Below are 24,054 nucleotides of genomic sequence, written 5' to 3'. Positions count from 1 at the left end.
TACTCTTGCGACCCTCCTGCGAAAAGGTACAGCTGATGAGCAACAGCCCACGCGCCGTCTTCCTCGACCACGCCTCCCTCGACCTTGGCGACCTCGACATGCAACCGCTGCATCAGACGTTCGCCGAGCTGACCCTGCACGCGCACACGCGGCCGGATCAGGTCGCCGAACGCCTGCAAGGTGCCCAGGTCGCCATCAGCAACAAGGTGCCGCTGGACGCCGCCACCTTCGCTGCCTGCCCAGAGCTGAAACTGGTTCTGGTAACCGCCACCGGTACCAACAACATCGACCTGAAAGCCGCCAGCGCCCATGGTGTGACCGTCTGCAACTGCCAGGGCTACGGTACTCCGTCCGTGGCACAGCACACCTTGATGTTGCTGCTGGCCCTGGCCACGCGCCTGCCTGACTACCAGCGCGACATCGCCGCAGGCCGCTGGCAGCAAGCCAGCCAGTTCTGCCTGCTCGATCACCCCATCGTCGAACTCGAAGGCAAGACCCTAGGCATGCTCGGCCATGGCGAACTGGGCGGCGCCGTCGCCCGCCTGGCCGAAGCCTTCGGTATGCGCGTGCTGCTCGGCCAACTGCCGGGCAGACCCGCGCGCGCTGATCGCCTGCCGCTGCACGAACTGCTGCCGCAGGTCGATGCGCTGACCCTGCACTGCCCGCTCAACGAACAGACGCGCAACCTGATCGGCGCAGCTGAGCTGGCCCTGATGAAACCGCGCGCGTTCCTGATCAACACCGCGCGCGGCGGCCTGGTCGACGAACAGGCATTGGCCGATGCCCTGCGCCGTGGTCATCTGGGCGGCGCCGCAACCGACGTGCTGCTGCAGGAGCCACCGAAGGACGGCAACCCCCTGCTGGCAGCCGACATTCCTCGCCTGATCGTCACCCCGCACAGCGCCTGGGGAAGCCAGGAAGCGCGCCAGCGCATCGTCGGCCAGGTCGTGGAAAGCGCCGCCGGCTTCTTCGCCGGTGCGCCGCTGCGAGCCGTCGGGTAAGCTGCGCAGCTTTTTTAGGGAGCGACGGGCCAGCGTTGCCCTTTGGCAGCGATGCCCAGGTTTCGCAAACCGAGATCGCTCCTGCCCCTCTTACTTTTCCGCATCACAGATTTCAGGAAGCACCATGGACCCGCGAAGCGAAGTTCTCCTGCGTCAGGCCGAGTTGTTCGGTGGCGAGCTGCTGTTGGCTGGCCTGCCGGCTGACGACCTGCTTGGTGCCTTGCCGCAGGCACGTGGCTGGAACTGGCATGCCGGCGATCATGCAGTGCTCGCCGCGCGCTTTGCCGGCCGTAACCACTTCGACACACGCATGCCGGAAGGCGACTACCGCGCCGCCGTGCTGTTCCTGCCCAAGTCACGCGAGCTGACTGACTACCTGCTGCAAGCACTGGCCTCGCGCCTTGCAGGCAAACCGCTGTACCTGGTCGGTGAAAAACGTGGCGGTATCGAGCGTGCGGCGAAACAGCTGGCTGCTTATGGCAAACCGCGCAAGCTCGACAGCGCGCGACATTGCCAACTCTGGTGCGTCGAGGTGGAACAGGCGCCGCCCGTACCCGACCTGCACGCCCTGGCACAGAGCTACCCATTGCAGCTGGCCGACGGGGCACTGGAGATCGTTACCCTGCCCGGCGTATTCGCCCATGGCCGCCTGGATCGCGGCAGCGCGTTGCTGCTGGAGCATCTGGATGACCTGCCCAGCGGGCACCTGCTGGACTTCGGTTGCGGCGCCGGCGTACTCGGCGCCGCACTCAAAAGACGTTACCCAGACAACGAGCTGAGCCTGCTGGATGTCGACGCCTTCGCCCTGGAAAGCAGCCGGCTGACCCTGGCACGTAACGGCCTGTCAGCCAACCTGATCGCCGGCACCGGAATCGAATCGGCGCCAGAGGGGCTCAGCGCCATCGTCAGCAACCCGCCGTTCCACCAAGGTGTGCACACCGACTACCAGGCCAGCGAGAACCTGCTGAGTCAGGCGGCACGCCACTTGCTCAAAGGGGGCGAGCTGCGCCTGGTGGCCAACAGTTTCCTCAAATACCCGCCACTGATCGAGCGTCATCTCGGCCCCTGCCGCACCCTGGCAGACGCCGATGGCTTCCGCATCTATAGTGCACGACGCTGAATTGGGGTTGCCCCCAACGCAGCGCTTGGGCACAATTGCGCCCGTCCTAGGGGAGTAGTCTCCCGCGAGCGCCCTGCTCGCCCGGTATACGTCAACACACTTGCTCCGCAGAGCATGGCGTATACGACCCAAGGCCTTCACAGAGAGGCCTGCAGTTTGACAAGACCTATGACACGCACAACCTAACCCGGGGCGGGAAGGTCGTTCGTGTCATAAGCCGTGTCGACCCGCCCCCTGTAGGAAACCTGATGCTGGAATCGCTGTTCGTCCCCACCCTGATCGTTGCCCTGGCCGAAATCGGCGACAAGACCCAGTTGCTCGCCCTGCTGCTGGCCGCCCGTTTTCGCAAGCCCTGGCCAATCATCTGGGGCATAGTCGTCGCCACCCTGGCCAACCATTTCGCCGCAGGCGCCGTCGGTAACTGGGTCGCCGGTTTCTTCTCCCCTGCCACGCTCAGCTGGATTCTCGCCGCCAGTTTCGTCGCCGTAGCGGCCTGGACCCTGGTGCCGGACAAGCTCGACGACGACGAGGAATCCGGCCTGAAGAAATACGGTCCCTTCCTCACCACCCTGATCGCCTTCTTCCTCGCCGAGATGGGCGACAAGACCCAGGTCGCAACCGTGATGCTGGCCGCGCAGTACCCGCACTTCATTCTGGTGGTGGTCGGCACCACACTGGGCATGTTGATCGCTAACGTACCGGTGGTACTGGCGGGCAATTTCGCAGCCGAACGCCTGCCGCTGACCCTGATCCGACGCCTGGCCGCCTGCGCCTTCGCCGCGCTGGCAATCTATGCCGGCTACCAGGCGCTGAAGCTGAGCGGCCTGATATGACGAACCACTGACGTCAACAGACCGGCATCTCGGCCAATCCCAGCCCCCTCCTGCCTGCTGCTAAAGTGCGTGCCACGTCACAGGGTTCAGGCCGGTAGTCGGGAGGGCTGCATGTCATTGGATGATCGCAAGAAGGTGGTGTGCCAGCACATCGATCTGGTCTGGAACAAGGGCCGCCTGGCGCTGGCCGAGCAACTGCACAGCCGTGACTTTCTCTATAAGAGTTCGTTCATTGGTCGGCCGCTCGACAGCGCCGGTTTTACCCAGATGGTGCAAGACATCCGCAGCGCCATGCCGGACCTGCAAGTGGTGGTCGAGGAGTGCATCGCCGAGGGCTACAAGGTGGTGACCTGGAGCACGCTGATCGGCACCATCCAGAAACCCGCGCTGGGCTACCCGCCTAGCGACAAGGTGCTGAGCATCTCGGCCATGGCGTTCTGGACGCTCACCCCGGGCAACGAAATCCAGGAAATCTGCACCATGTTCGACATGGAAAGCTTCCGCGCTCAGCTGGGCCTGCAAACCCGTCCACTTGCCGAAACCGCCCTGCCCTGAAACGCAAACGGCGCGCCGTGAACCATCACGCCGCGCCGTTTCCTGGCCCGAAATTAACGCCCGGCCTTGGCCTGCTCGTACAGCGGCATCACCTTGGGGATCGCTGCCTGCAGCGAAGCGATACGGCTGCTGGACGACGGGTGGGTGCTCATGAACTCGGGCGGTGCACCACCACCGGCGGCCTCCATCTTCTGCCACAGGCTGATGGCCGCATTCGGGTTGTAACCCGCGCGGGCGGCCAACTCCAGGCCAATCAGGTCGGCCTCGTTCTCGTTGCTGCGACTGTTGGGCAATGTCAGGCTGTACTGCACCACCGTATCCGCCATGGCCATCCCGCTCTCGCCCAATCCGAGCAGGGCACTGGCGCCCTGTTTGGCCACCTGAATTCCGTAGGCCTTGGACATCGCTTCACGACTGTGCTCGCGCAGAGCATGCGCCATCTCGTGGCCCATGATCGCCGCGATCTCGTCATCGGTCAGTTTCAGTTTCTCGATGATGCCGCTGTAGAAGATGATCTTGCCGCCTGGACCGCAGTTGGCGTTGAGCTCGGGGCTCTTGATCAGATTGACTTCCCACTGCCAGTTGGCGGCATCCGGGCGAAAACGCGGTGCCTGCGGAATCAGACGAGCGGCGACGGTCTGCAGGCGTTTGGCGTTGTTGCTGGTCTTGTCCAGCACGCCCTTGCTTGATGCTTCGCTCAGCGTCTGCTGATAGGACTGCGCGTACATCCGGTTGACTTCGTCGGCTGACAGCATGCTGAACATGTACTGCTTGCGCTCAACACCAACCGCACCACCGCTGGTGGTATTGACTGCCTGGCAGCCTGCCAGCAGCACGGCCGTCGCCAGGCCACCCAGATATAGAACCTTGCTCATCGAGCCTTCTCCTTGAATCGGACGCCCTATGCTAGGCCGCCCCCGTGGCACGAGCAACCGCGTTACTTGCGCGATAGCCGCGCGCCATCTTTGCTAAATGCAACAGCAGCCAGATGCTTCGCACCAATCCATTAAGGTTTTGCCCTGTCACGGCCGATAGTTCGTAACAGGCCACACTGCGCTCGGGAGCTACCATGAAGTTCAAGTCGATCCAGTTTTCCGTCGCATTCCTCGCTGGAGCCAGTGTGCTGGCAGTGGTCGTGGCACTGGTGCTCTATGCCCTGTTCGCCAGCGACCGAACCCAGAACCTAGTGCAGCAACGCACCCAGGTTCTGCTCGAACAGATCATCGAACAGCGCCTTTCCTCACTGGCGCATGCGCAGGTCAGCGAAATTCAGCGTGAACTGGAAGCGCCCCTGCAGATCACCGCCGACCTGGCACGCGTCAATGCCATGCTCGGCATGACAGATGGCAACGGCAACCCACTGCTCAGTATCAGCCGCGAAGAACTGGCCAACCTGGTGCATGAAACCACGGCACAGAATCCCAAGTTGCTCGGCAGCTACCTGGGCTGGGAGCCGAACGCCTTCGATGCCAGCGACGATATCTACGCCGGCAGCACAGAAAATGGCTACGACGGCACCGGCCGCTTCCTGACCTGGTGGTACCGCAACGCCGATGGCAGCCTCGGTGTCGATGCCATCGGCTCGACCGAGAGCGAGGAGCTGCTGCCGACCGGCGTGCGCGCAGGCGAATACTACCTGTGCCCCAAAGAACGCAAACGCCCCTGCGTGATCGACCCCGCCCCCTACGATGTCGGCGGCAAGATGACCATGCTCGCCTCCTTCACCTCGCCAATTCTGGTCAACGGTGAGTTTCGCGGTATCGCCGGCGCCGACCTGGCGGTCAACTTCATTCAGGAGCTGTTGGTCAAGGCCGACGCCCAGCTCTATGGCGGCGCCGGCGAGATCGCCCTGATCGCCAGCAATGGTCGTATCGTCGCCTCGACCCAGGCCCCGGAAAAGCTCGGCGAGCCGGCCACCGAGCTGCTCGACGCCAACGAACTGGCCAACCTGAGCAGTCTGCAGCCAGGCCTGCCGAAGTACGACGTGCATATCGAGGACGATCCCGCCGACAGCCACATCGAGCTGTTTCTCAGCTTCACCATCGGCCAGACCGACGCTCGCTGGGTGCTGATGCTGGTACTGCCGCTGGACACCGTGATGGCTGACCTGCGCCAACTACAGGCTGACCTGGCAGCGCAACGCGACGGCGACACCCTGGGCATGACGCTGGTCGGCCTGCTGATCGCAGGCCTGGGTCTGCTGGTGATCTGGTTCGTCGGCTACGGCATCGCCCGCCCACTGCGGCAGATGGTCGGCATGCTCGACGACATTGCCAAGGGCGACGGCGACCTGACTGTACGCCTGCACGTCGACCGCACAGACGAGCTGGGGCAGATCGCTCAAGGCTTCAATGCCTTCCTGGCCAAACTGCAGACGATGATCGCCTCCGTGGTGACCTCGGTGCAGCAAGTCAGCGACTCCTCCGAGCACACGGCCGACATCGCCATCCGCACCAACCAGGGGGTACAGAAGCAGCTGGCCGAGATCGAACTGGTGGCCACTGCGGTACACGAGATGACTGCCACCGCGCAGGACGTCGCGCGCAACGCCACTCATGCTGCCGAGGCGGCCAACCACGCCGACCGTGCAGCCAATCAGGGCAAGCAGGTGGTGCAGGAAACCTCCACTGCCATCGCCGCCCTGGCCAGCGAGATCGGCCGCGCCGTGGGCGTGGTGCAGAACCTGGCCAAGGACAGCGAGAACATCAACGCCATCCTCGTCGCCATTCGCGGTATTGCCGAGCAGACCAACCTGCTGGCGCTCAATGCCGCTATCGAGGCTGCCCGTGCCGGTGAGCAGGGCCGAGGCTTCGCCGTGGTCGCCGATGAGGTGCGCAACCTGGCGCAGAAGACCCAGCAGGCCACCGAAGAAATCCAGAACATGATCCAGCAGTTGCAGCAGGGCACCCGCGAAGTGGTCAAGGTGATGGAGCAGAGCCAGAGCAAGACCGACGACAGCGTGGAGCACGCCAACCAGGCCGCTCAATCGCTGCAGTCCATCACCCAGGCGGTGTCGGTAATCAACGACATGAACACGCAGATCGCCAGCGCAGCCGAGGAGCAGAGCGCCGTGGCCGAGGATATCAACCGCAACGTCACCAACATCGGCCAGGTCGCCAACGAGGTGGCCGGCGGCGCCGACGAAGCCAGTCAGGCCAGCGCCCAACTGACCAAACTGGCCGAACAGCAGCGCAGGCTGATCAACCAGTTCAAGGTGTAAGGGGTTTTCACCGAGGAGAGGTAGAGTGCGCGACGCGCACCGGTTCTAGGCCAATCGCGGTGCGCACAACCTGGGCGCCCCCGCGACACCCTGCGCGGGCCTCAAGCGGGGGTCAGGCACTCCGGTGCATCCAGCTGTGGATCATTGACCAGTGTTGCCAGCGCGCGTTCACGCAGCGCAACCTGCGGCTTGGCCAACAGCGCTGTCAGCTGTTCGGGCGGCGTGTCATTGCTCAACCACAACGCCTGTTCATGCTCACCGAGAATCAGCGGCCGCCTCAGCGTGGCGGCTTCCTGGGTGATCAGCGCCACGCTCAGGTATTCATGCCCGCCAACCGGATATACCTCCCACAACGCCGCGAAATACATCAGCGGGTCACCGTTGGTAATCCAGTAAGGCCGCTTGCGCGTAGCACCGCGCCACTCATAGAAGCCGTTGGCCGGCAGCAGCGCGCGGCGCTGGCGGAAAGACTCACGGAACATCGGCTGCTGGGCCAGGGTTTCGGCGCGCGCATGAGCCGGCGTCTTGGACAGATCCTTGAGCCAGGCCGGCGTCAGCCCCCAGCGCGCCGCAGCCGCTCGCGGCCCACTCTCGCCGGCGTGCAGCATCAGCACCTGGCCGTTGGGCGCCAGGTTCCAGTGCGGCTTCTGGTCAGCGGGAAAGCCGGGCAACGCCGCAAAGGCGGGCGACCAGCGGAACAGGGCATAACGTCCACACATGAAACGACTCGACAGGCAGGGGGCGCGTCAACAGAGCAACACGCCCTGAAAGGACTCTGGCTCATCGCCAGGCACAGGTTGCGCCGCATTGTACTCAGCGATCAGCGTACGCGCCCGCTCGGCGTAGTCATCAGCGACGACCAAACCGAGCAGGCCGCATGCCGGCAACTCCCCCACCGCCCCGACCAGATGCTGACCGAGCAGGTGCGCCTCGACGCCCTCACTGGCCAGCATGTCCACCAGCATCTGCCCTTCCAGCAGGTTTTCCGGCTCGTAGATTCGTTGCATCAGTCGTTCTCCCCGCGAACGTCCAACTCCCACTCGGTGCCGTCCGTACGCAGCTCGAACTGAATCGGCCGGCAGCACACCGGACAGTCTTCGATGTAGGACTGATCCCCGCCCGACAGATCCAGCAGCGCCTCGGCCGGCTCGCCGCAATAGGGGCAATAATACAACTGGCTTTCCAGCATCGCGGCCTCCTTGTGACTTGGCGGTATAATCGCCGGTCTACTGCTCACCCTGTTTAAGCAGACACCCTTTCAACCTTAGCCGTTCTAGAACAAGAGAGCATGATGGGCGCATTCGATGCCATCCGACCCTATGCCGATGCAGAAGTGCGCCCCGTACTGGCGCGCCTGCTCGCCGACCCGGCGTTTCTCGGCACCCTCACCCGTTTTCGCTTCCCGCGCCTGGCCGGACCACTGGGCTGGCTGCTCAAGCCGCTGATTGCCGCGCGGCTGCGCAGCGAATTCGCCAGCATCGACTCGGTCGCCGGCCTGCAGGAGAAGATCGAGCCCTACATCGATCGCACCATCGAGCACGCCAGCGACGGTATCAGCTACTCCGGCCTGGAACACCTGCAACCCGGCAAGCCCTACCTGTACCTGGCCAACCACCGCGACATCGTCATGGACCCGGCCTTCGTCAACTACGCCGTCTACCATGCTGGCCTGCAGACGCCGCGTATCGCCATCGGCGACAACCTGCTGCAGCGCCCCTTCGTCAGCGACCTGATGCGCCTGAACAAGAGCTTCATCGTGCACCGCTCGATCAGCGGTCGACGCGAGAAGCTGGCGGCCTATCAACTGCTTTCGGCCTACATCAACCACTCGATTCGCGAAGATGGCGAATCGATCTGGATCGCTCAGGCCGAGGGCCGCGCCAAGGACGGTGACGACCGTACCGACTCGGCCATCCTCAAGATGTTTCACATGAGCCGCAAGGACGAGCCGTTCGCAGGCGTCATCGACTCGTTGAACCTGATCCCGGTATCGATCAGCTACGAGTACGATCCCTGCGACCTGGCCAAGGCCCGCGAGCTGTGCGTGCGCGCCGCCACGGGCAGCTATAACAAGGCGCCGGGCGAAGACGACGCCAGCATCGCCCTGGGCATCACCGGCTACAAGGGGCGCGTGCACCTGCACTTCAGTCCGCCTGTCGCCGGCCTGGAGGACACCAAGCAGCTTGCCCAGGAGATGGATCGTCACATTCTCGGCCAGTATCGCCTGTTCCCCGTGCACTACCTGGCCTACGCCATGTGGGATGGCCGCGAGGCCGAGCTCAACGTGCCGGCGGCAAGCGAACTGTTCCCCGCCGCGGAGCTGACCAAGGCTGAGGCCGAATGGCAAAAGCGCCTGGCCGCCTGCAGCGCCGAAGAAAAGCCGTTCCTGATCCTGCAGTACGCCAACCCGGTGCGAAACCAGTATCGGATCAAGGCCGGCCTGCCTCTGTAAGGTCTACGGGCAGGAACGAAAACGGCAGCCCTTGGGCCGCCGTTTTCGTTTATCGCTCAAGCGTCAAAGCCGTGTGCTGAACCAGGACAGCAGCAGGGCTGCCCCCAGGCAGGTCGAGCCGAAGCGATAGAAGAAGCGATTGATACGCAGAGTACGCTCGTCCAGAACCTCGGCTTCATCCAGCTCGCCCTGAGCCAGCACTCGCGCCATACCGCGCTGCTCACGCACGCGAGTCATCAGACACAGCCAGGCACCCGCCAAAGCGAAGAACAATGCCAGCGAATTCACCGCCCCGGCCGGATGGGCGAGGAACAGCGACCACAACATCTGCAGCGACATGCAACACCTCAAGAACAGAATGGTGCAGCAACCCCGCCACCGCACCAGAATGGGGATCTCGGCTGAATAACCGTACGTTTCAGCCCGCTAAAATCGTCGCGCAGTGTACTGAAATACCGCTTTTATAAGGTTCGTTTCCGACGAACGCAGCCCGCTATCCCGAAATCGTCTGAAAACTGTCATATGCCTGGCCTAGGGTTTGTATCTCCAATAGTGACCAAACAGTCACGACTGTTGCTGGAGCCAAACCTCAACGTCCCTGGAGGACCTGCCATGCTTAATTCACAACCGCTGGATCGCGATTACCTGATCGACTCGCTGGATGAAGTGGACGCCGTGGTCGACGAACTCTCCTTCAACGTGCAGGACCAGCACTGGCTGGTGTACTGCGCCCTCGGCGGCCATGAGCATTACGACCTGCCGGATATCGACAACCGCACTGGTATGAGCCTGCCGGAGTTCTACGCCGAAGCGGCCTGAAGACCCAGGACAAATGAAAACGCCCCGCAATGCGGGGCGTTTTTCGTAGCGGCGTCAAGAGTTACTGAAGCAGAACCTGGCCTATGGTCGGGTCCTTGAACGCGCGGGTCAGCGCGTCACTGAGCACGTCACCGACCAGCTTGGTGTTGGTCTGCTGGTTCGGTGCGGTGCCGAAGCGCTGGTTCAGCGAGGCGCCGTAACGGCCGGTATAGCGACGGCTGCCACCTTGCACGTCGGCACGAATGGAGGCCGAGATATCCGCCTCGGTGACGTACATACCCTCTTTGGGCGACTGATACTTCAGCTCCGCCAGAGTGATGGTCAGCTGCGGCGCGTTGTAGGCGTTGGCCGACGGGGTGAAGCCGAGCAGACGCACAGCAGCCTCGGCCTCAGCCTGCAGCTTGGGCAGCACGTAATCGCCACTGACGCTGATGGAGCTGGTTTCCGGATACAGGCCGCCGCGGGTGCCAAGCACCGGCGAAGGACGGCCATCGACCACGCGCACCACCACCGGCTGCCCCTGACCCACGGCGGTCAGCGAGCTGGTGAGTTTGGGTTGCGGGGTGAGTTGCTGAGGGCTGAGGGCGCAACCGGCCAGAGTCAGGCTGGCGGCAGCAAGCAAGGCGATCAACGCACGGTGCAGCATGCTCATCTCTCCGAGTGAGGTAAAAGTGGCCGGCAGTATACCCAGCGTGGCCTGAGGCCGACAGTGGTGCTGCATCGGACCGTCAGCACGACATTGCGGTTCCTGTCATCAGCCTGTCACCGCGCCCTGGCATAAAGGCACCTGTTACCACGCTGGAGCCTTCGCCATGCTTTTGCGCCGCCTGTTGAGCCGCTCTCGCCCGATGCGCCATTTCGCCCTGATCGATGGTCAAGGGATTTGCCGCGCCCTGCGGCAGATGCAGGAACACCCGAGCCAACCTGGCTGGGTGGAAGTTCGCGAGCCGAGCATCTCCTGGTTGGGCTCCCCCTTGCCCGCCAGTGCCCGGCTCACCCCGGTCGTCACACACGCACCAGCCGCTCGCCCGTTGGCGGCCTGACCGGCGGAAGAATAAAAGTCACGCAGGGGCGATCAATTTCCCCTCATTCACCGTTATAATCGCGCCCCGATTATAAGGACGTCTCCTGATCGGGCCGCACGACCTCGCCGATGCAACGTCATCGCCCCGCCCCAGAGAGTCGCCCACTTCGCGCTGCCAAGTCTGGCCAGCCGCTTTTAGCCCATATGCAGAGCCGATAGCAGCCATGCATTGCATGTTTTGCACGGGCAAAAGCGCGCCGAGGCAGTCGAGCTTTTGAGGTTCACCGCTCCAAAAGAGCGTGAAAAAACGGTTTTTACAACTTCACAAGAGTGTGGCGAACAAATGAACAGTTTTGCGTCCGCAAATCCCAGCCTTGACCCTCCCCGCCCAACGACAGGGCATCACGCCTGAGTCTGCCGGTATCGCCCTGAAAGGCCGAACGGCCGTCCATCTGGTGCAGTTTTTCTTGGAGAGAGGTTAATGGCGCATAACGATTACCAAAGCGTAGATGTGGTGCTGGTTGGCGCCGGCATCATGAGCGCGACCCTGGGCGTGCTGCTCAAGGAACTCAACCCCGGCATCACGCTGGAAGTGGTAGAGCTGCGCGAGTCCGGCGCAGTGGAAAGCTCCAACCCCTGGAACAACGCCGGCACCGGTCACGCCGCGCTGTGCGAGCTGAACTACACCCCGGAAGGCGCAGACGGCAGCATCGACATCAAGAAGTCGGTGAACATCAACGCCCAGTTCGAGGAGTCCAAGCAGTTCTGGGCCTACCTGATCGAAAAAGGCGCGATCAACTCGCCGAAGACTTTCATCAACCCGGTCCCGCACATGAGCTTCGTGCGCGGTGAAAGCGGCATCGCCTTCCTCAAGAAGCGTTTCGAGGCCCTGCGTCAGCATCACGCCTTCACCGAGATGGAGTACACCGAGGATCGTGCCACCATTGCCGAATGGGCGCCGCTGCTGATCCCGGGCCGTGACACCAACGAGCCGCTGGCGATGACCCGCGTACAGGCGGGTACCGACGTCAACTTCGGCGCGGTCACCGAGCAGATGCTCGCCTACCTGACCACCCAGCCCAACGCCAAGGTCACCTGCAACCAGAAGGTCACCGACCTCAAGCGCGACGGTGAAGGCTGGCTGGTGGACATCAAGGACACCCGCTCCGGCGCCACGCGCAAGCTCAGGAGCAAGTTCGTCTTCCTCGGCGCTGGCGGCGGCGCGCTGCCGCTGCTGCAACTGTCCGGCATCCCCGAAGGCAAAGGCTTTGGCGGCTTCCCGGTGAGTGGTCAGTGGCTGCGTTGCGACAACCCGGAGATCGTCAAGCAGCACCAGGCCAAGGTCTACAGCCAGGCGGCCGTGGGCTCGCCACCGATGTCGGTGCCGCACCTCGATACCCGCGTGGTCGATGGCAAGAAATCCCTGCTGTTCGGCCCCTACGCCGGCTTCACCACCAAGTTCCTCAAGCACGGCTCGTTCCTCGACCTGCCGCTGTCGGTACGCCCCAACAACCTCGGCCCGATGCTGGCGGTGGCACGCGACAACCTGGACCTGACCCGCTACCTGATCAAGGAAGTGATGCAGTCCGAGGAGCAGCGCCTGAACACCCTGCGCGGCTTCTACCCCGAAGCCAAGGCAGAGGACTGGCGCTTGGAAGTCGCTGGCCAGCGTGTGCAGATCATCAAGAAGGACAGCAAGAACGGCGGCGTGCTGCAGTTCGGCACCGAACTGGTGGCGGCTGCGGACGGCACCATCGCCGCATTGCTCGGCGCCTCGCCGGGTGCGTCGGTCACCGTGTCGATCATGCTCGACCTGATCCATCGCTGCTTCCCCGAGCAGGCCAAGAGCGACGACTGGCGCAGCAAGCTGGACGAGATCTTCCCGGCCATGGCCGATGTTCTGTCCAACGACGCCGCACGCTACCACGAAGTGCAGACGCAATCGAATCAGCGCCTGCAGCTCGACATCCCCAGCGCCTGATCGTCACGCACAAAAAACCGCCCTTCGGGGCGGTTTTTTTATGGGCGCTGATCAGGCTACTGCTGACCCCAAGGCAGGATCGGAATGGCCGTCACCGCATTCTGCGGACTGCCCTCGATCACCCGATCGCTATAGACCAGATACACCAGGGTATTGCGCTTGGCGTCGAAGAAACGCACCACCTGCATGGTCTTGAATACCAGCGAAGTGCGCTCCTTGAACACCTCCTCGCCATCCTTGAGCTTGCCCTTGAATACAATGGGACCGACCTGGCGGCAGGCGATGGAGGCTTCGGCACGATCCTCGGCCAGGCCCAGGCCACCTTTCACGCCACCGGTCTTGGCGCGCGACAGGTAGCAGGTCACACCGTCCACCTTGGGGTCATCGAAAGCCTCGACGACGATCTTGTCGTTCGGCCCAACCCATTTGAACACCGTCGAAACCTCACCAATGGTTTCGGCCAGCGCCAGTCCGGGCAGCACCAGCAGGCCCAGCACATATCCCTTGAACAGATTCACCGCACTCTCCTTTCGCGTTCAAACCAGGATCAGGTTATCCCGATGCACCAGCTCCGGCTCATCGACATAGCCCAACAGCTTCTCGATGGCATCCGACGGCTGGCCGATGATCTTCTGTGCTTCCAGCGCACTGTAGTTGACCAGGCCGCGGGCAATCTCACGACCGTCAGGCGATACGCAGACCACCATCTCGCCACGGCGGAAGCTGCCCTGCACGGCCTTCACACCGACCGGTAGCAGGCTCTTGCGATCCTGGCTCAGCGCCTTCACCGCACCGGCGTCCAGCACCAGCGTGCCACGGGTCTGCAGGTGGCCGGCCAGCCACTGCTTGCGCGCCGCCAGCAGGCCGCGCTCGGGCGCCAGCAAGGTGCCCAGACGCTCGCCCGCCTTGAGCCGCGCCAGCACCTGCTCGATGGCCCCGCCGACGATGACCGTGTGCGCGCCGGAGCGCGCAGCCAGACGCGAAGCACGCAGCTTGGTCTGCATGCCGCCGCGACCCAGTGCACCGCCGACGCCACCGGCCACTGCATCCAGTGCCGGGTCATCGGCGCGGGCCTCGAAGATCAGCTCGGCATCGGGGTTGTGGCGCGGGTCGGCGTTGTACATGCCGTCGCGGTCGGTAAGGATCACCAGCAGATCGGCTTCCACCAGGTTGGCCACCAGCGCCGCCAGGGTGTCGTTGTCGCCGAAGCGGATTTCATCGGTAACCACGGTGTCGTTCTCGTTGATCACCGGGATCACGTCGAGATTCACCAGCGTGCGCAGGGTGCTGCGCGCATTGAGGTAGCGCTTGCGGTCGGAGAGATCGTCGTGCGTCAGCAGCACCTGTGCGGTACGGCGACTGTGCTCGGCGAAGCTCGACTCCCAGGCCTGCACCAGGGCCATCTGGCCAATGGCGGCAGCGGCCTGCAGCTCATGCATCGCGCTGGGTCGGCTGGTCCAGCCCAGGCGGCTCATCCCGGCCGCCACCGCGCCGGAAGACACCAGCACCAGCTCCACGCCCTGCTCACGCAGCGCGACCATCTGTTTGACCCATACAGCCATGGCCGCACGATCCAGGCCACGTCCGTCGGCGGTCAGCAGCGCACTGCCGATCTTCACCACCCAGCGCCGCGCGCCGGTCACCTTGTCACGCATGATCTTCCAACCTTAGCCAGAAAATGATGGGGCCCACCCCACCTACAAAAACGCCGCAATTAAGCGGCGTTGGAAATTTGCTTAATCCCGGACGTAAATGATTTCCGGGCCATCGTCGTCTTCTTCGTCGAGGAAGTCATCGTCCTCGTCGATATCGTCGACGCTGCGCACACCGGATTTACGCAACGCACGCTGATCATCCAGCGCCTGCAGACGGGCACGCGCCTCGTCTTCGATACGTTGATCCAGCTCGGCCAGCTCCTCGGCGAATACCGGGTCCTCGGCGATGCGTTCGGCACGGACTTCCAGGTAATGCATGATGTCGCGGCTGATGCGCTCGGTGCCGTCGCGGCTGATGGCCGAGACCACATAAACCGGGCCCTGCCAGTTCAGACGGGCAACGATATCGGCCTTGCGCGCCTCGCGCTCGTCCTCGGGCACCTGGTCCATCTTGTTCAGCACCAACCAGCGATCGCGCTCGGCCAGCGCCGGACTGAAACGGCCCAGCTCGTCGATGATCACCTGCGCAGCCTCGGCCGGATCGCTCTCGTCCAGCGGCGCCATGTCCACCAGGTGCAGCAGCAGGCGGGTACGCGCCAGGTGCTTGAGGAAGCGAATGCCCAGACCGGCACCATCGGACGCGCCTTCGATCAGCCCTGGAATGTCGGCGACGACGAAACTCTTGAAGCGGTCGACGCTGACCACACCCAGGTTCGGTACCAGGGTAGTGAAGGGGTAATCGGCGACTTTCGGCTTGGCCGCGGAAACGGCGCGGATGAAGGTGCTCTTGCCGGCATTGGGCAGGCCGAGCAGACCGACGTCGGCCAGCACTTTCAGCTCGAGTTTGAGATCGCGCGACTCGCCCGGCTTGCCCGGCGTGGTCTGCCGTGGCGCACGGTTGGTACTGGACTTGAAGCGGGTGTTGCCCAGCCCGTGCCAGCCGCCCTGGGCGACCATCAGGCGCTGACCGGCCTTGACCAGGTCGCCAATCACTTCCTGAGTCGCCACGTCGATCACCGTGGTGCCAATCGGCACCGGCAGAATCAGGTCTTCGCCCTTGGCGCCGGTGCAGTCGGTGCTGCCGCCCTTCTCGCCATTCTGCGCGTTGAATTTACGCGTGTAGCGGTAATCGATCAGGGTATTGAGGTTGGCGGTGGCCTCGAGGAATACCGAGCCACCGTCGCCACCGTCGCCGCCGTTGGGGCCACCCTTCTCGATGAATTTCTCGCGACGGAAGGCCATCATGCCGTTACCGCCGTCACCGGCTTTTACAAAAATCGAAACTTCGTCGACAAATTTCATGGATACGCCTCCCGCAAGCGCTGCGGGTCAACAGAACAACGTAAAGGCCCTTGCCGGATGACCCCACGCAAACAGCGTGGCGTTACGGGTGATCGGGCAAGAACCCAAGGATACAGAAACAAAAAAGCCCCGTCCTACGGACAGGGCTTTTCCAGCGCGTAGGCGATTAGGCCTGAACGACGCTCACGTAGCGACGGCCGAAAGCGCCCTTCACTTCGAACTTGACCACGCCTTCGACTTTAGCGAAGAGGGTGTGGTCTTTGCCCATGCCCACGCCGAAACCGGCATGGAACTCGGTGCCGCGCTGACGAACGATGATGTTGCCGGCCTTGATGACCTGACCACCATACATCTTCACGCCAAGGCGTTTACTTTCGGAATCGCGGCCGTTACGGGTAGAACCGCCAGCTTTTTTGTGTGCCATGAGTCAATACTCCTATAAAGGGATCGGGGCCGACGAATCAGGCCTGGATACCGGTGATTTTGATCTCAGTGAACCACTGACGGTGGCCCTGACGCTTCATGTGGTGCTTACGACGGCGGAACTTGATGATGCGCACTTTGTCGTGACGACCTTGCGACACGACTTCGGCAACCACTTTAGCGCCGTCTACGACCGGAGCGCCGATCTGAACGTCGTCGCCATTGCCGATCAGCAGAACGCGATCGAAAGTCACGGCTTCGCCGGTGGCGACTTCGAGCTTCTCGATCTTGAGGAATTCGCCTTCGGTGACTTTGTATTGCTTGCCACCAGTAACAATTACTGCGTACATGGTAAATCTCCGTTGATCCTGCTCACCCAGCGCTTTAGAAAAGTCGTTATTGGCTGGCATGGCTGCTTGGGGCCGGAAGTGACACCCTTGCAATTGCGTAAGGCAGGGAAATGCCCAGGGGGAAGTTCAGGGTGCGCGATTGTACGCAAGCGCCGAACGCTTCGCAAGGGGCGCCAGTGCTTGCCTTGACAGCCCCTACCCTGCCACCTAGCATGCCGCGCAACCTCAAAGGAGCACTAGTCGCCGATGCAACCCCAGGCTTTCTACCGCGTGGTAGCGGACGATTTCACCGCCGTCGATGGCATCATTCGCCAACAGGTGGTTTCCCGCGTGCCGCTGGTGGAAAAGATCGGCGACTATATCATCTCCGCTGGCGGCAAGCGCCTGCGTCCACTGCTGGTACTGCTCAGCGGCCGGGCACTGGGCTATCAGGCCGACGACCTGCGCCTGCTGGCCGCCACCATCGAATTCCTGCATACCGCCACCCTGCTGCATGACGACGTGGTCGACATGTCCGACATGCGCCGCGGGCGTAGCACCGCCAACGCCCAGTGGGGCAACGCGCCGAGCGTGCTGGTGGGCGACTTCCTTTATTCACGCTCGTTCGAAATGATGGTCGAGCTCGGCTCCATGCCGGTAATGAAGATTCTCTCCCACGCCACCCGCGTGATCGCCGAAGGCGAAGTGCTGCAACTGTCCAAGGTGCGTGACGCCAGCACCACGGAAGAGACCTACATGGAAGTCATCCGTGGCAAGACCGCGATGCTGTTCGAGGCCTCGACCCACAGCGCCGCCGCGCTGGCCGGCGCCAACGAGGCGCAGCGCGAAGCCCTGCGCACCTTCGGCGACCACCTGGGGATCGCCTTTCAGCTGGTCGACGACCTGCTCGACTACAAGGGCGACGCGGCCGAGCTGGGCAAGAACGTCGGCGATGATCTCGCCGAGGGCAAGCCGACCCTGCCGCTGATCTACACCATGCGTGAAGGCACCGAGGAACAGGCCGCCCTGGTACGCCGTGCGATTCAGAAAGGTGGCATCGAAGACCTGGAAAGCATCCGCGCCGCCGTGGATGCCGCCGGCGCCCTGGATTACACCGCGCAACTCGCCCGCGATTACGCCGAACGCGCCATTGCCTGCCTGGAAGTGCTGCCGGCTGGTGAATATCGCGATGCGTTGATTGAGCTGAGCCGTTTCGCAGTCGCTCGTACGCATTGAAAGCTGCGGTGCGCACGGCGCACCCTACAGAGCAAGCCGCACGCATTAAGCAGGACGCCAGCCCGTAGGGTGCGCCGTGCGCACCAGCAGCCAGAAACGAAAACGCCCCGAACCAGTCGGGGCGTTTTTCGTTCCGGCGCGGCGGATTACAGACGCAGACCGCCGTCCAGCTCCAGAATACGGCCGGTGTAGTAGTCGTTTTCCAGAATGTAGGCCACCGAATGCGCGATCTCGGCCGGCTTGCCCATGCGCTTGAGCGGAATGCCCGAGGTCATTTTCTCCAGGGCTTCCGGCTTCATGCTGCCGGTCATCTCGGTTTCGATGAAGCCCGGCGCAACGCCCGCCACGCGAATGCCGTAGCGCGCCAGTTCCTTGGCCCAGACCACGGTATCGGCAGCCACGCCGGCCTTGGCCGCGGAGTAGTTGGCCTGGCCCATGTTGCCGGCACGGGAGATGGAAGAGATATTGACGATCGCGCCTTCATTCTTCAGCTCGATCATCTTCGCCGCCACTTCACGGGTGCAAAGGAACACGCCGGTCAGGTTGACGTCGATCACCGCCTGCCACTGCGCCAGGCTCATCTTGGTCATCTCGCCATCCTTCACACGGATGGTCAGGCCATCGCGCAGGATGCCAGCGTTGTTGACCAGGCCGTTGATGGCGCCGAAGTCATCGGCGACCTGAGCGACCATATGGGTCACCTGCTCTTCATCGGCCACGTTGCACAGATAGGCACGGGCGTCGCCACCGGCGGCCTTGCAGGCAGCCACGGCCTCGTCGAGTTTTTCCTGGTTCAGATCGACCAGCGCCAGCTTGGCGCCCTTGGCCGCCAGGTACTCACCCATGGCGCGGCCCAGTCCCTGGCAACCGCCAGTGATGATGATGACTTTGTCTTTCAGTTGCATCGCTTTATCCCCTCAAGGTGCAGCATTTACCGACCCCGCTGATGCCCGCTAACCGCTATGCTAGGGCGTCTGTCCGTTTCTGACGGATTCTTTGCGAGGAGTCATAAGGTGAGCGTGAAAGCCGGCAAGCATGCACGAGAATTGCTGCTCAAGGAATACCGTGGCGTGCTCAGCACCCACTCCAAGGCCATGCCGGGTTTCCCGTTCGGATCGGTGGTGCCCTACTGCCTGGATGCCGAGGGCCGGCCGCTGATCCTGATCAGCCGCATCGCCCAGCACACCCATAATCTCGGGCAGGACGCCAAATGTTCGCTATTGGTCGGCGAACGTGGCGCAGAAGATGTGCAGGCGGTCGGCCGCCTCACTTTGCTCGCCGAAGCACGACAGTTGCATGACGAAAGCGAAATCGAAGCGGCCGCACAGCGTTATTACCGCTTTTTCCCCCAGTCGCGCGACTACCATCGGGCGCATGATTTCGATTTCTGGCGGCTGGAGCCGGTGCGCTGGCGTTTCATCGGCGGTTTCGGCGCGATTCACTGGCTCGACCAGGTCGCCCTGGCCAATCCCTTCGCGACGGACGGCAGCGAAGCGAGCATGGTCGAACACATGAACGACGACCACGCCAGCGCCATCGCGCATTACGTCGAAATGGCCGGCCTGCCGCAACACGAACCCGCGCAGATGGCCGGTGTAGACAGTGAAGGCTTCCATCTGCGCATCGGCCAGAGCCTTTACTGGCTGCCGTTTCCCGCGCCCTGCAGCAATCCCGGCGCCGTGCGCCAGGCGCTGGTGCAGCTGGCTCGAGCCGAGAGTTGGCCGACCAGTGGTACGCCTTCAGCTTGAATTCAGGCCATTACCCCATACTTAATTCCTACTGGAAGCTCGCTTCCGTCAAGGACCCTCTGAAAATGCGCGCGTTTCTGTTTCTATTCCTGCTGTTTCCGATCATCGAACTGGCCCTGCTGATCAAGGTCGGCAGCGCCATTGGCGTGCTGCCCACGCTGATGCTGGTGATCGGTACCGCTATCCTCGGTAGCGTGTTGCTGCGCGTTGCAGGTGTCGCCACTGCATGGCGCGCCCGCGAGAAGCTTTCGCGGGGTGAGTTGCCCGAGCAGGAAATGCTCGAAGGCCTGCTGATCGCCGTCGGTGGTGGTCTGCTGCTGCTGCCGGGTTTCATCAGCGACATCTTCGGTGTGCTCTGCCTGATTCCGTTCACTCGTCGCCTGCTGGTCGGCAAGATTCGTCGCCGCGCCGAAGAGCAGGCCCTGCGCCAGCGCGCCTTCTTCGACGACATGGCGGCCCGCTCCGGAAAAACCAGGCCGGACGTGCTTGAAGGCGAGTACGAACGCCGCGACTGAGCGGTACGAGCGATCGCTTGCCGGCGATCACCCTACAGGCTGATCGTCGGCGGTTCGGGTCTCTACCAAGTGGCACGATTTCCCCCTCCCACGCGCAAAAAATTTCACCCCCGCCCCTTGAAATGCCCTTGCCCGCCCACATGTAGCAGTCACCGCAAGGTGCCTGCCCACTGAGGCAGTCCGACTTTCGCGGTGCGCCCAGCGTGCCGCGCCCGGCCTCGCCGGATTTTACAAACCCGCCGACCAAGCAAGAGTCGGCAAGTTGGCCATTCAATTGTTAGGAGAGATCGACAATGAAGCTTCGTCCTCTGCATGACCGCGTCGTAATCCGTCGCAGCGAAGAAGAGACCAAAACCGCAGGCGGCATCGTGCTGCCGGGTTCGGCCGCCGAGAAGCCGAACCAGGGTGAAGTCGTTGCCGTCGGTACCGGTAAGGTTCTGGATAACGGCGAAGTCCGTCCGCTGGCCGTCAAGGTCGGTGACAAGGTGGTATTCGGCCCTTACTCCGGCAGCAACACCGTCAAAGTCGACGGCGAAGACCTGCTGGTAATGGGCGAGAACGAAATCCTCGCTGTCGTCGAAGCCTGATTCCCACGAATCTCCGTTTTAACCTTCAAGAATTTGAGGACTGATCAACATGGCTGCTAAAGAAGTCAAGTTTGGCGATTCCGCCCGCAAGAAAATGCTCGTTGGCGTCAACGTACTGGCCGACGCCGTCAAAGCCACCCTCGGCCCGAAAGGCCGTAACGTGGTTCTGGCCAAATCCTTCGGCGCCCCGACCATCACCAAAGACGGTGTATCGGTTGCCAAGGAAATCGAACTGAAAGATGCCTTCGAAAACATGGGCGCCCAGCTGGTCAAGGACGTAGCGTCCAAGGCCAACGACGCGGCCGGCGACGGCACCACCACCGCTACCGTTCTGGCTCAAGCCATCGTCAACGAAGGCCTGAAGTCCGTCGCTGCCGGCATGAACCCGATGGACCTGAAGCGCGGCATCGACAAGGCCACCATCGCCATCGTTGCCCAGCTGAAAGAACTGGCCAAGCCGTGCACCGACACCAAGGCCATCGCCCAGGTAGGCACCATCTCCGCCAACTCCGACCACTCCATCGGTGACATCATCGCCGAAGCCATGGAAAAGGTCGGTAAAGAAGGCGTCATCACCGTTGAAGAAGGCTCGGGCCTGGAAAACGAACTGTCCGTCGTAGAAGGCATGCAGTTCGACCGCGGCTACCTGTCGCCGTACTTCATCAACAAGCCGGACACCATGGTTGCCGAGCTGGAAGGCCCGCTGCTGCTGCTGGTCGACAAGAAGATCTCCAACATCCGCGAACTGCTGCCGGTGCTGGAAGCCGTTGCCAAGGCTGGCCGCCCGCTGCTGATCGTGGCTGAAGACGTCGAAGGCGAAGCCCTGGCTACCCTGGTCGTCAACAACATGCGCGGCATCGTCAAAGTCGCTGCCGTCAAGGCTCCGGGCTTCGGCGACCGCCGCAAGGCCATGCTGCAGGACATCGCCATCCTGACCGGCGGTACCGTGATCTCCGAAGAAGTTGGCCTGTCCCTGGAAAGCGCCACTCTGGAACACCTGGGTAACGCCAAGCGCGTCGTGCTAAACAAGGACAACACCACCATCATCGATGGTGCTGGTGCCCAGGTCGACATCGAAGCCCGCGTTGCACAGATCCGCAAGCAAGTCGAAGAAACCTCTTCCGACTACGACAAAGAGAAGCTGCAAGAGCGTCTGGCCAAACTGGCTGGCGGTGTTGCCGTGATCAAGGTTGGCGCTGCCACCGAAGTCGAGATGAAAGAGAAGAAAGCCCGCGTTGAAGACGCCCTGCACGCTACCCGCGCTGCCGTGGAAGAAGGCGTGGTACCTGGCGGTGGCGTGGCCCTGGTTCGCGCCCTGCTGGCAATCGACGAGCTGAAAGGTGACAACGAAGACCAGAACGTCGGTATCGCTCTGCTGCGTCGCGCTGTCGAAGCGCCGCTGCGTCAGATCGTTGCCAACGCCGGCGGCGAGCCGAGCGTAGTGGTCGACAAGGTCAAGCAGGGTTCGGGCAACTTCGGCTTCAACGCCGCGACCGACACCTACGGCGACATGATCGAGATGGGTATTCTCGATCCGGCCAAGGTCACCCGTTCGGCGCTGCAAGCTGCTGCCTCCATCGGCGGCCTGATGATCACCACCGAGGCCATGGTTGCCGAAGCGGCTGACGACAAGGCTCCGGCCATGCCTGATATGGGTGGCATGGGCGGTATGGGTGGCATGGGCGGCATGATGTAAGCCCCCCACGCAGTACAAAGAACCCCGCGCTAGTCGCGGGGTTTTTTTATGCCCGATGAAAAGCGATACAGGCCGAAAAATCCGATGACATTTCCTGTGGACTCAGGAACGTTGTTTGCTTATGTTTTGTTACAACCCTGAACGACGTAGTACCCGTTCACGAGACGAGCGCTGCGCCAACCTCCAATAGAAGAACAAGAATATGGCCCTTTGCAGCACGAGCGAACTCCCTCAGCAGGCATTCCAACACTGGTGGCAACAGCAAGGTGATTGGGTCGAAGAGCCCAATGTTCGCCGTGGCGGCCAGAGTGGCGTACAACGCCTGCTGGATGAAACCGGTGTGCTCTACGCCAAGAAACAGATCGGCCATATCTACCGCAGCCTGCTGCACCCACAAGGGCGCCCGACCGTGCTGCGCGAACGCAGTGCATTGCTGGCTCTGGACGCACTGGGCGTGCCCGTTCCCAAGCTGATCTACTGCGGCGTCGAACACGACCCACAGCAAGGTTGGCGGGGCCTGCTGGTAACCGCTGAGCTCCAAGGCTTCATGGACATCGAGAGCTGGTACGCCAAAGGCGGCCGCGAAGCCTGTGGTGAAGCCGTACACACCCAGCTGCTGCAACTCGCTGGTGCGACGCTGGCGCGCATGCACCTGGGCCGCTGGCAGCACGGTTGCCTGTATGCAAAACATATCTTCGTTAACGTTACCGGCGAGACGCCGCAGGTTGCCCTGCTGGATCTAGAGAAAAGCCGTCGCCGTCTGACACGCATCCAGGCCGCTCAGCACGACCTGCCCCAGCTACGACGCCATAGCCCCTGGTCCGACGCGGACTGGCAGCAGCTGCTGCAGGGCTACCGCCAGATCTTCGCCGATGGCGCCAAAGGCCTCGGCACGGCTATTGCCTGAGTAACCGGCTGCCGGCCTGGGTCGGCAGTGTTTTATCCGCAACACCTCGCTCCATCCGCACCATCCCCCACCAGGAAGTGGCTCTACCTCGCACCTTTGCGCTGGGTAGCAAGAAAAGCTGCAGGCGACTGCAACTGCCAGGGCCGGCTGTTACAGGGCGCCGTGACCGGCACCCAAGGTAACGTTGATCCGTTACCCGCAACATTGTTGAACCAACCGACAAAGCCCGTGTCCCAGCACAGCCCCTGGCTGATGCCAGCTACGCGCTAAGACCGTTCGTCGCATGAGACGACGAAAAGGCAATGGGTGATCTAGGTTTAGCGAACAGCGTTTGGCAGCGCTTTCAAGGGGTTAGCAAAATGAAATTAGAAATAGCACGAGGTTTGTTCTTGGGCCTCGCACTCAGCGTAACGGCAATCGCCGCCGCAGCCTGGCAAGAGCCAGGCCCACGTGTGCTGCAAGCGCACGACTGCACAGTTACAGAGCCCTGCCCCAGTGCACCTTTGCGCAAGCAAGTGCAGCCCGCCGCCAAACCCGATGCCAACCTGCTAGTGCTGATGTTCAGCCTCAGTGGCGCGATGAAGGGCGAGCAGTAAGCCACACGCTCGGCCACACCTCGTCAAGCGGGCTGACCTGCATCAGCAGGTGGCC

28 protein-coding genes and 1 riboswitch are annotated in these 24,054 nt (G+C 62.6%); of the genes, 16 read left to right on the top strand and 12 right to left on the bottom strand.

Annotated elements, in window-relative coordinates:
• The first annotated feature begins 35 nt into the window (after positions 1 to 35).
• The 4 genes from BLR77_RS15725 to BLR77_RS15710 all read left to right on the top strand — a co-directional run bounded on the left by BLR77_RS15725 (position 36) and on the right by BLR77_RS15710 (position 3,509).
• Positions 36 to 1,001, top strand: coding sequence for a 2-hydroxyacid dehydrogenase (locus tag BLR77_RS15725; RefSeq protein ID WP_074679396.1), 966 nt, complete (start codon positions 36 to 38; stop codon positions 999 to 1,001).
• A gap of 124 nt (positions 1,002 to 1,125) precedes the next feature.
• Entirely contained in the window at positions 1,126 to 2,121 is a 996-nt protein-coding gene (locus BLR77_RS15720) for a class I SAM-dependent methyltransferase (RefSeq protein ID WP_074679394.1), read from the top strand.
• 37 nt (positions 2,122 to 2,158) lie between these two features.
• Positions 2,159 to 2,279, top strand: a riboswitch (yybP-ykoY riboswitch).
• A 93-nt stretch (positions 2,280 to 2,372) separates the two neighbouring features.
• Positions 2,373 to 2,954: a TMEM165/GDT1 family protein gene (locus BLR77_RS15715; protein WP_139203007.1), complete on the top strand. Its 582-nt coding sequence runs from the start codon at positions 2,373 to 2,375 to the stop codon at positions 2,952 to 2,954.
• Between the two features lie 111 nt (positions 2,955 to 3,065).
• Positions 3,066 to 3,509, top strand: a complete 444-nt coding sequence (locus BLR77_RS15710; RefSeq protein ID WP_074679390.1) for a ketosteroid isomerase-related protein — start codon at positions 3,066 to 3,068, stop codon at positions 3,507 to 3,509.
• Between the two features lie 53 nt (positions 3,510 to 3,562).
• On the opposite strand, the gene BLR77_RS15705 is transcribed toward BLR77_RS15710, so the two are convergent.
• Positions 3,563 to 4,384: a M48 family metallopeptidase gene (locus BLR77_RS15705; protein WP_074679388.1), complete on the bottom strand. Its 822-nt coding sequence runs from the start codon at positions 4,382 to 4,384 to the stop codon at positions 3,563 to 3,565.
• A 194-nt stretch (positions 4,385 to 4,578) separates the two neighbouring features.
• Between BLR77_RS15705 and BLR77_RS15700 the strand changes: the two genes are divergently transcribed.
• Positions 4,579 to 6,729, top strand: coding sequence for a methyl-accepting chemotaxis protein (locus BLR77_RS15700; protein WP_074679386.1), 2,151 nt, complete (start codon positions 4,579 to 4,581; stop codon positions 6,727 to 6,729).
• Between the two features lie 101 nt (positions 6,730 to 6,830).
• Here the strand turns inward: BLR77_RS15700 and BLR77_RS15695 are convergent, their stop codons facing one another.
• Genes BLR77_RS15695 through BLR77_RS15685 form a run of 3 tightly spaced genes read right to left on the bottom strand, consistent with a single transcriptional unit; the run spans position 6,831 to position 7,918 of the window.
• Positions 6,831 to 7,448, bottom strand: a complete 618-nt coding sequence (locus BLR77_RS15695) for an SOS response-associated peptidase (RefSeq protein WP_074679384.1) — start codon at positions 7,446 to 7,448, stop codon at positions 6,831 to 6,833.
• A 27-nt stretch (positions 7,449 to 7,475) separates the two neighbouring features.
• The gene (locus BLR77_RS15690; RefSeq protein ID WP_074679382.1) at positions 7,476 to 7,736 is read right to left on the bottom strand and encodes a putative signal transducing protein; all 261 of its coding nucleotides are present in this window, start codon (positions 7,734 to 7,736) and stop codon (positions 7,476 to 7,478) included.
• A complete protein-coding gene (locus BLR77_RS15685) occupies positions 7,736 to 7,918 on the bottom strand; it encodes a CPXCG motif-containing cysteine-rich protein (RefSeq protein ID WP_074679380.1) in 183 nt (60 codons plus the stop codon). The genes BLR77_RS15690 and BLR77_RS15685 overlap by 1 nt, the downstream gene beginning before the upstream one ends.
• Positions 7,919 to 8,017: 99 nt before the next feature.
• Here BLR77_RS15685 and BLR77_RS15680 point away from each other — a divergent pair, with 99 nt between their 5' ends.
• Positions 8,018 to 9,181 (top strand): 1-acyl-sn-glycerol-3-phosphate acyltransferase, encoded by a 1,164-nt coding sequence (locus BLR77_RS15680; protein WP_074679378.1) that lies wholly within the window; start codon positions 8,018 to 8,020, stop codon positions 9,179 to 9,181.
• A gap of 63 nt (positions 9,182 to 9,244) precedes the next feature.
• Here BLR77_RS15680 and BLR77_RS15675 read toward each other — a convergent pair whose 3' ends face one another.
• Positions 9,245 to 9,520 carry a hypothetical protein gene (locus BLR77_RS15675; RefSeq protein ID WP_074679376.1) on the bottom strand — a complete coding sequence of 92 codons (276 nt, stop codon included), beginning with the start codon at positions 9,518 to 9,520 and terminating at the stop codon, positions 9,245 to 9,247.
• 273 nt (positions 9,521 to 9,793) lie between these two features.
• On the opposite strand from BLR77_RS15675, the gene BLR77_RS15670 reads away from it, so the two are divergent.
• On the top strand, positions 9,794 to 10,000 hold the full coding sequence (locus tag BLR77_RS15670) for a hypothetical protein (protein WP_004424534.1): 207 nt from the start codon (positions 9,794 to 9,796) through the stop codon (positions 9,998 to 10,000).
• A gap of 61 nt (positions 10,001 to 10,061) precedes the next feature.
• On the opposite strand, the gene BLR77_RS15665 is transcribed toward BLR77_RS15670, so the two are convergent.
• The gene (locus BLR77_RS15665; protein ID WP_074679374.1) at positions 10,062 to 10,646 is read right to left on the bottom strand and encodes a YajG family lipoprotein; all 585 of its coding nucleotides are present in this window, start codon (positions 10,644 to 10,646) and stop codon (positions 10,062 to 10,064) included.
• A gap of 166 nt (positions 10,647 to 10,812) precedes the next feature.
• Between BLR77_RS15665 and BLR77_RS15660 the strand changes: the two genes are divergently transcribed.
• A complete protein-coding gene (locus BLR77_RS15660) occupies positions 10,813 to 11,043 on the top strand; it encodes a hypothetical protein (protein WP_074679372.1) in 231 nt (76 codons plus the stop codon).
• Positions 11,044 to 11,505: 462 nt separating this feature from the next.
• Complete coding sequence (gene mqo / locus BLR77_RS15655) at positions 11,506 to 13,005, top strand: malate dehydrogenase (quinone) (RefSeq protein ID WP_074679370.1); 1,500 nt, start codon at positions 11,506 to 11,508, stop codon at positions 13,003 to 13,005.
• A gap of 56 nt (positions 13,006 to 13,061) precedes the next feature.
• Here the strand turns inward: mqo and BLR77_RS15650 are convergent, their stop codons facing one another.
• From BLR77_RS15650 to rplU, 5 genes are all read right to left on the bottom strand, one after another.
• The gene (locus BLR77_RS15650; protein ID WP_074679368.1) at positions 13,062 to 13,523 is read right to left on the bottom strand and encodes a CreA family protein; all 462 of its coding nucleotides are present in this window, start codon (positions 13,521 to 13,523) and stop codon (positions 13,062 to 13,064) included.
• A gap of 18 nt (positions 13,524 to 13,541) precedes the next feature.
• Entirely contained in the window at positions 13,542 to 14,660 is a 1,119-nt protein-coding gene (proB, locus tag BLR77_RS15645) for a glutamate 5-kinase (RefSeq protein WP_045736328.1), read from the bottom strand.
• An 81-nt stretch (positions 14,661 to 14,741) separates the two neighbouring features.
• Positions 14,742 to 15,962, bottom strand: a complete 1,221-nt coding sequence (cgtA, locus tag BLR77_RS15640; protein ID WP_055986966.1) for an Obg family GTPase CgtA — start codon at positions 15,960 to 15,962, stop codon at positions 14,742 to 14,744.
• A gap of 166 nt (positions 15,963 to 16,128) precedes the next feature.
• Positions 16,129 to 16,386, bottom strand: a complete 258-nt coding sequence (gene rpmA / locus BLR77_RS15635) for a 50S ribosomal protein L27 (protein WP_004424545.1) — start codon at positions 16,384 to 16,386, stop codon at positions 16,129 to 16,131.
• Between the two features lie 37 nt (positions 16,387 to 16,423).
• The gene (rplU, locus tag BLR77_RS15630; protein ID WP_004424548.1) at positions 16,424 to 16,735 is read right to left on the bottom strand and encodes a 50S ribosomal protein L21; all 312 of its coding nucleotides are present in this window, start codon (positions 16,733 to 16,735) and stop codon (positions 16,424 to 16,426) included.
• Positions 16,736 to 16,981: 246 nt separating this feature from the next.
• Here rplU and BLR77_RS15625 point away from each other — a divergent pair, with 246 nt between their 5' ends.
• Positions 16,982 to 17,950: a polyprenyl synthetase family protein gene (locus BLR77_RS15625; RefSeq protein WP_074679366.1), complete on the top strand. Its 969-nt coding sequence runs from the start codon at positions 16,982 to 16,984 to the stop codon at positions 17,948 to 17,950.
• A 146-nt stretch (positions 17,951 to 18,096) separates the two neighbouring features.
• Here BLR77_RS15625 and BLR77_RS15620 read toward each other — a convergent pair whose 3' ends face one another.
• Positions 18,097 to 18,855 (bottom strand): SDR family oxidoreductase, encoded by a 759-nt coding sequence (locus tag BLR77_RS15620; protein WP_013717062.1) that lies wholly within the window; start codon positions 18,853 to 18,855, stop codon positions 18,097 to 18,099.
• Positions 18,856 to 18,963: 108 nt separating this feature from the next.
• Here BLR77_RS15620 and BLR77_RS15615 point away from each other — a divergent pair, with 108 nt between their 5' ends.
• The 6 genes from BLR77_RS15615 to BLR77_RS15590 all read left to right on the top strand — a co-directional run bounded on the left by BLR77_RS15615 (position 18,964) and on the right by BLR77_RS15590 (position 23,999).
• A complete protein-coding gene (locus BLR77_RS15615; RefSeq protein WP_074679364.1) occupies positions 18,964 to 19,698 on the top strand; it encodes a HugZ family pyridoxamine 5'-phosphate oxidase in 735 nt (244 codons plus the stop codon).
• A 65-nt stretch (positions 19,699 to 19,763) separates the two neighbouring features.
• A complete protein-coding gene (locus BLR77_RS15610) occupies positions 19,764 to 20,213 on the top strand; it encodes an FxsA family protein (protein WP_074679362.1) in 450 nt (149 codons plus the stop codon).
• 293 nt (positions 20,214 to 20,506) lie between these two features.
• A complete protein-coding gene (locus tag BLR77_RS15605; protein WP_017675400.1) occupies positions 20,507 to 20,800 on the top strand; it encodes a co-chaperone GroES in 294 nt (97 codons plus the stop codon).
• Between the two features lie 49 nt (positions 20,801 to 20,849).
• Positions 20,850 to 22,496: a chaperonin GroEL gene (gene groL / locus BLR77_RS15600; protein ID WP_074679360.1), complete on the top strand. Its 1,647-nt coding sequence runs from the start codon at positions 20,850 to 20,852 to the stop codon at positions 22,494 to 22,496.
• A 202-nt stretch (positions 22,497 to 22,698) separates the two neighbouring features.
• Positions 22,699 to 23,403, top strand: coding sequence for a lipopolysaccharide kinase InaA family protein (locus tag BLR77_RS15595; protein WP_074679358.1), 705 nt, complete (start codon positions 22,699 to 22,701; stop codon positions 23,401 to 23,403).
• A gap of 359 nt (positions 23,404 to 23,762) precedes the next feature.
• Entirely contained in the window at positions 23,763 to 23,999 is a 237-nt protein-coding gene (locus BLR77_RS15590; protein ID WP_074679557.1) for a hypothetical protein, read from the top strand.
• The last annotated feature ends 55 nt before the right edge of the window (positions 24,000 to 24,054 follow it).

The sequence above is a fragment of the Ectopseudomonas alcaliphila genome, from assembly GCF_900101755.1.
Classification (GTDB): domain Bacteria; phylum Pseudomonadota; class Gammaproteobacteria; order Pseudomonadales; family Pseudomonadaceae; genus Aquipseudomonas; species Aquipseudomonas alcaliphila.
This window is presented reverse-complemented; position numbering and strand designations above follow the sequence as displayed.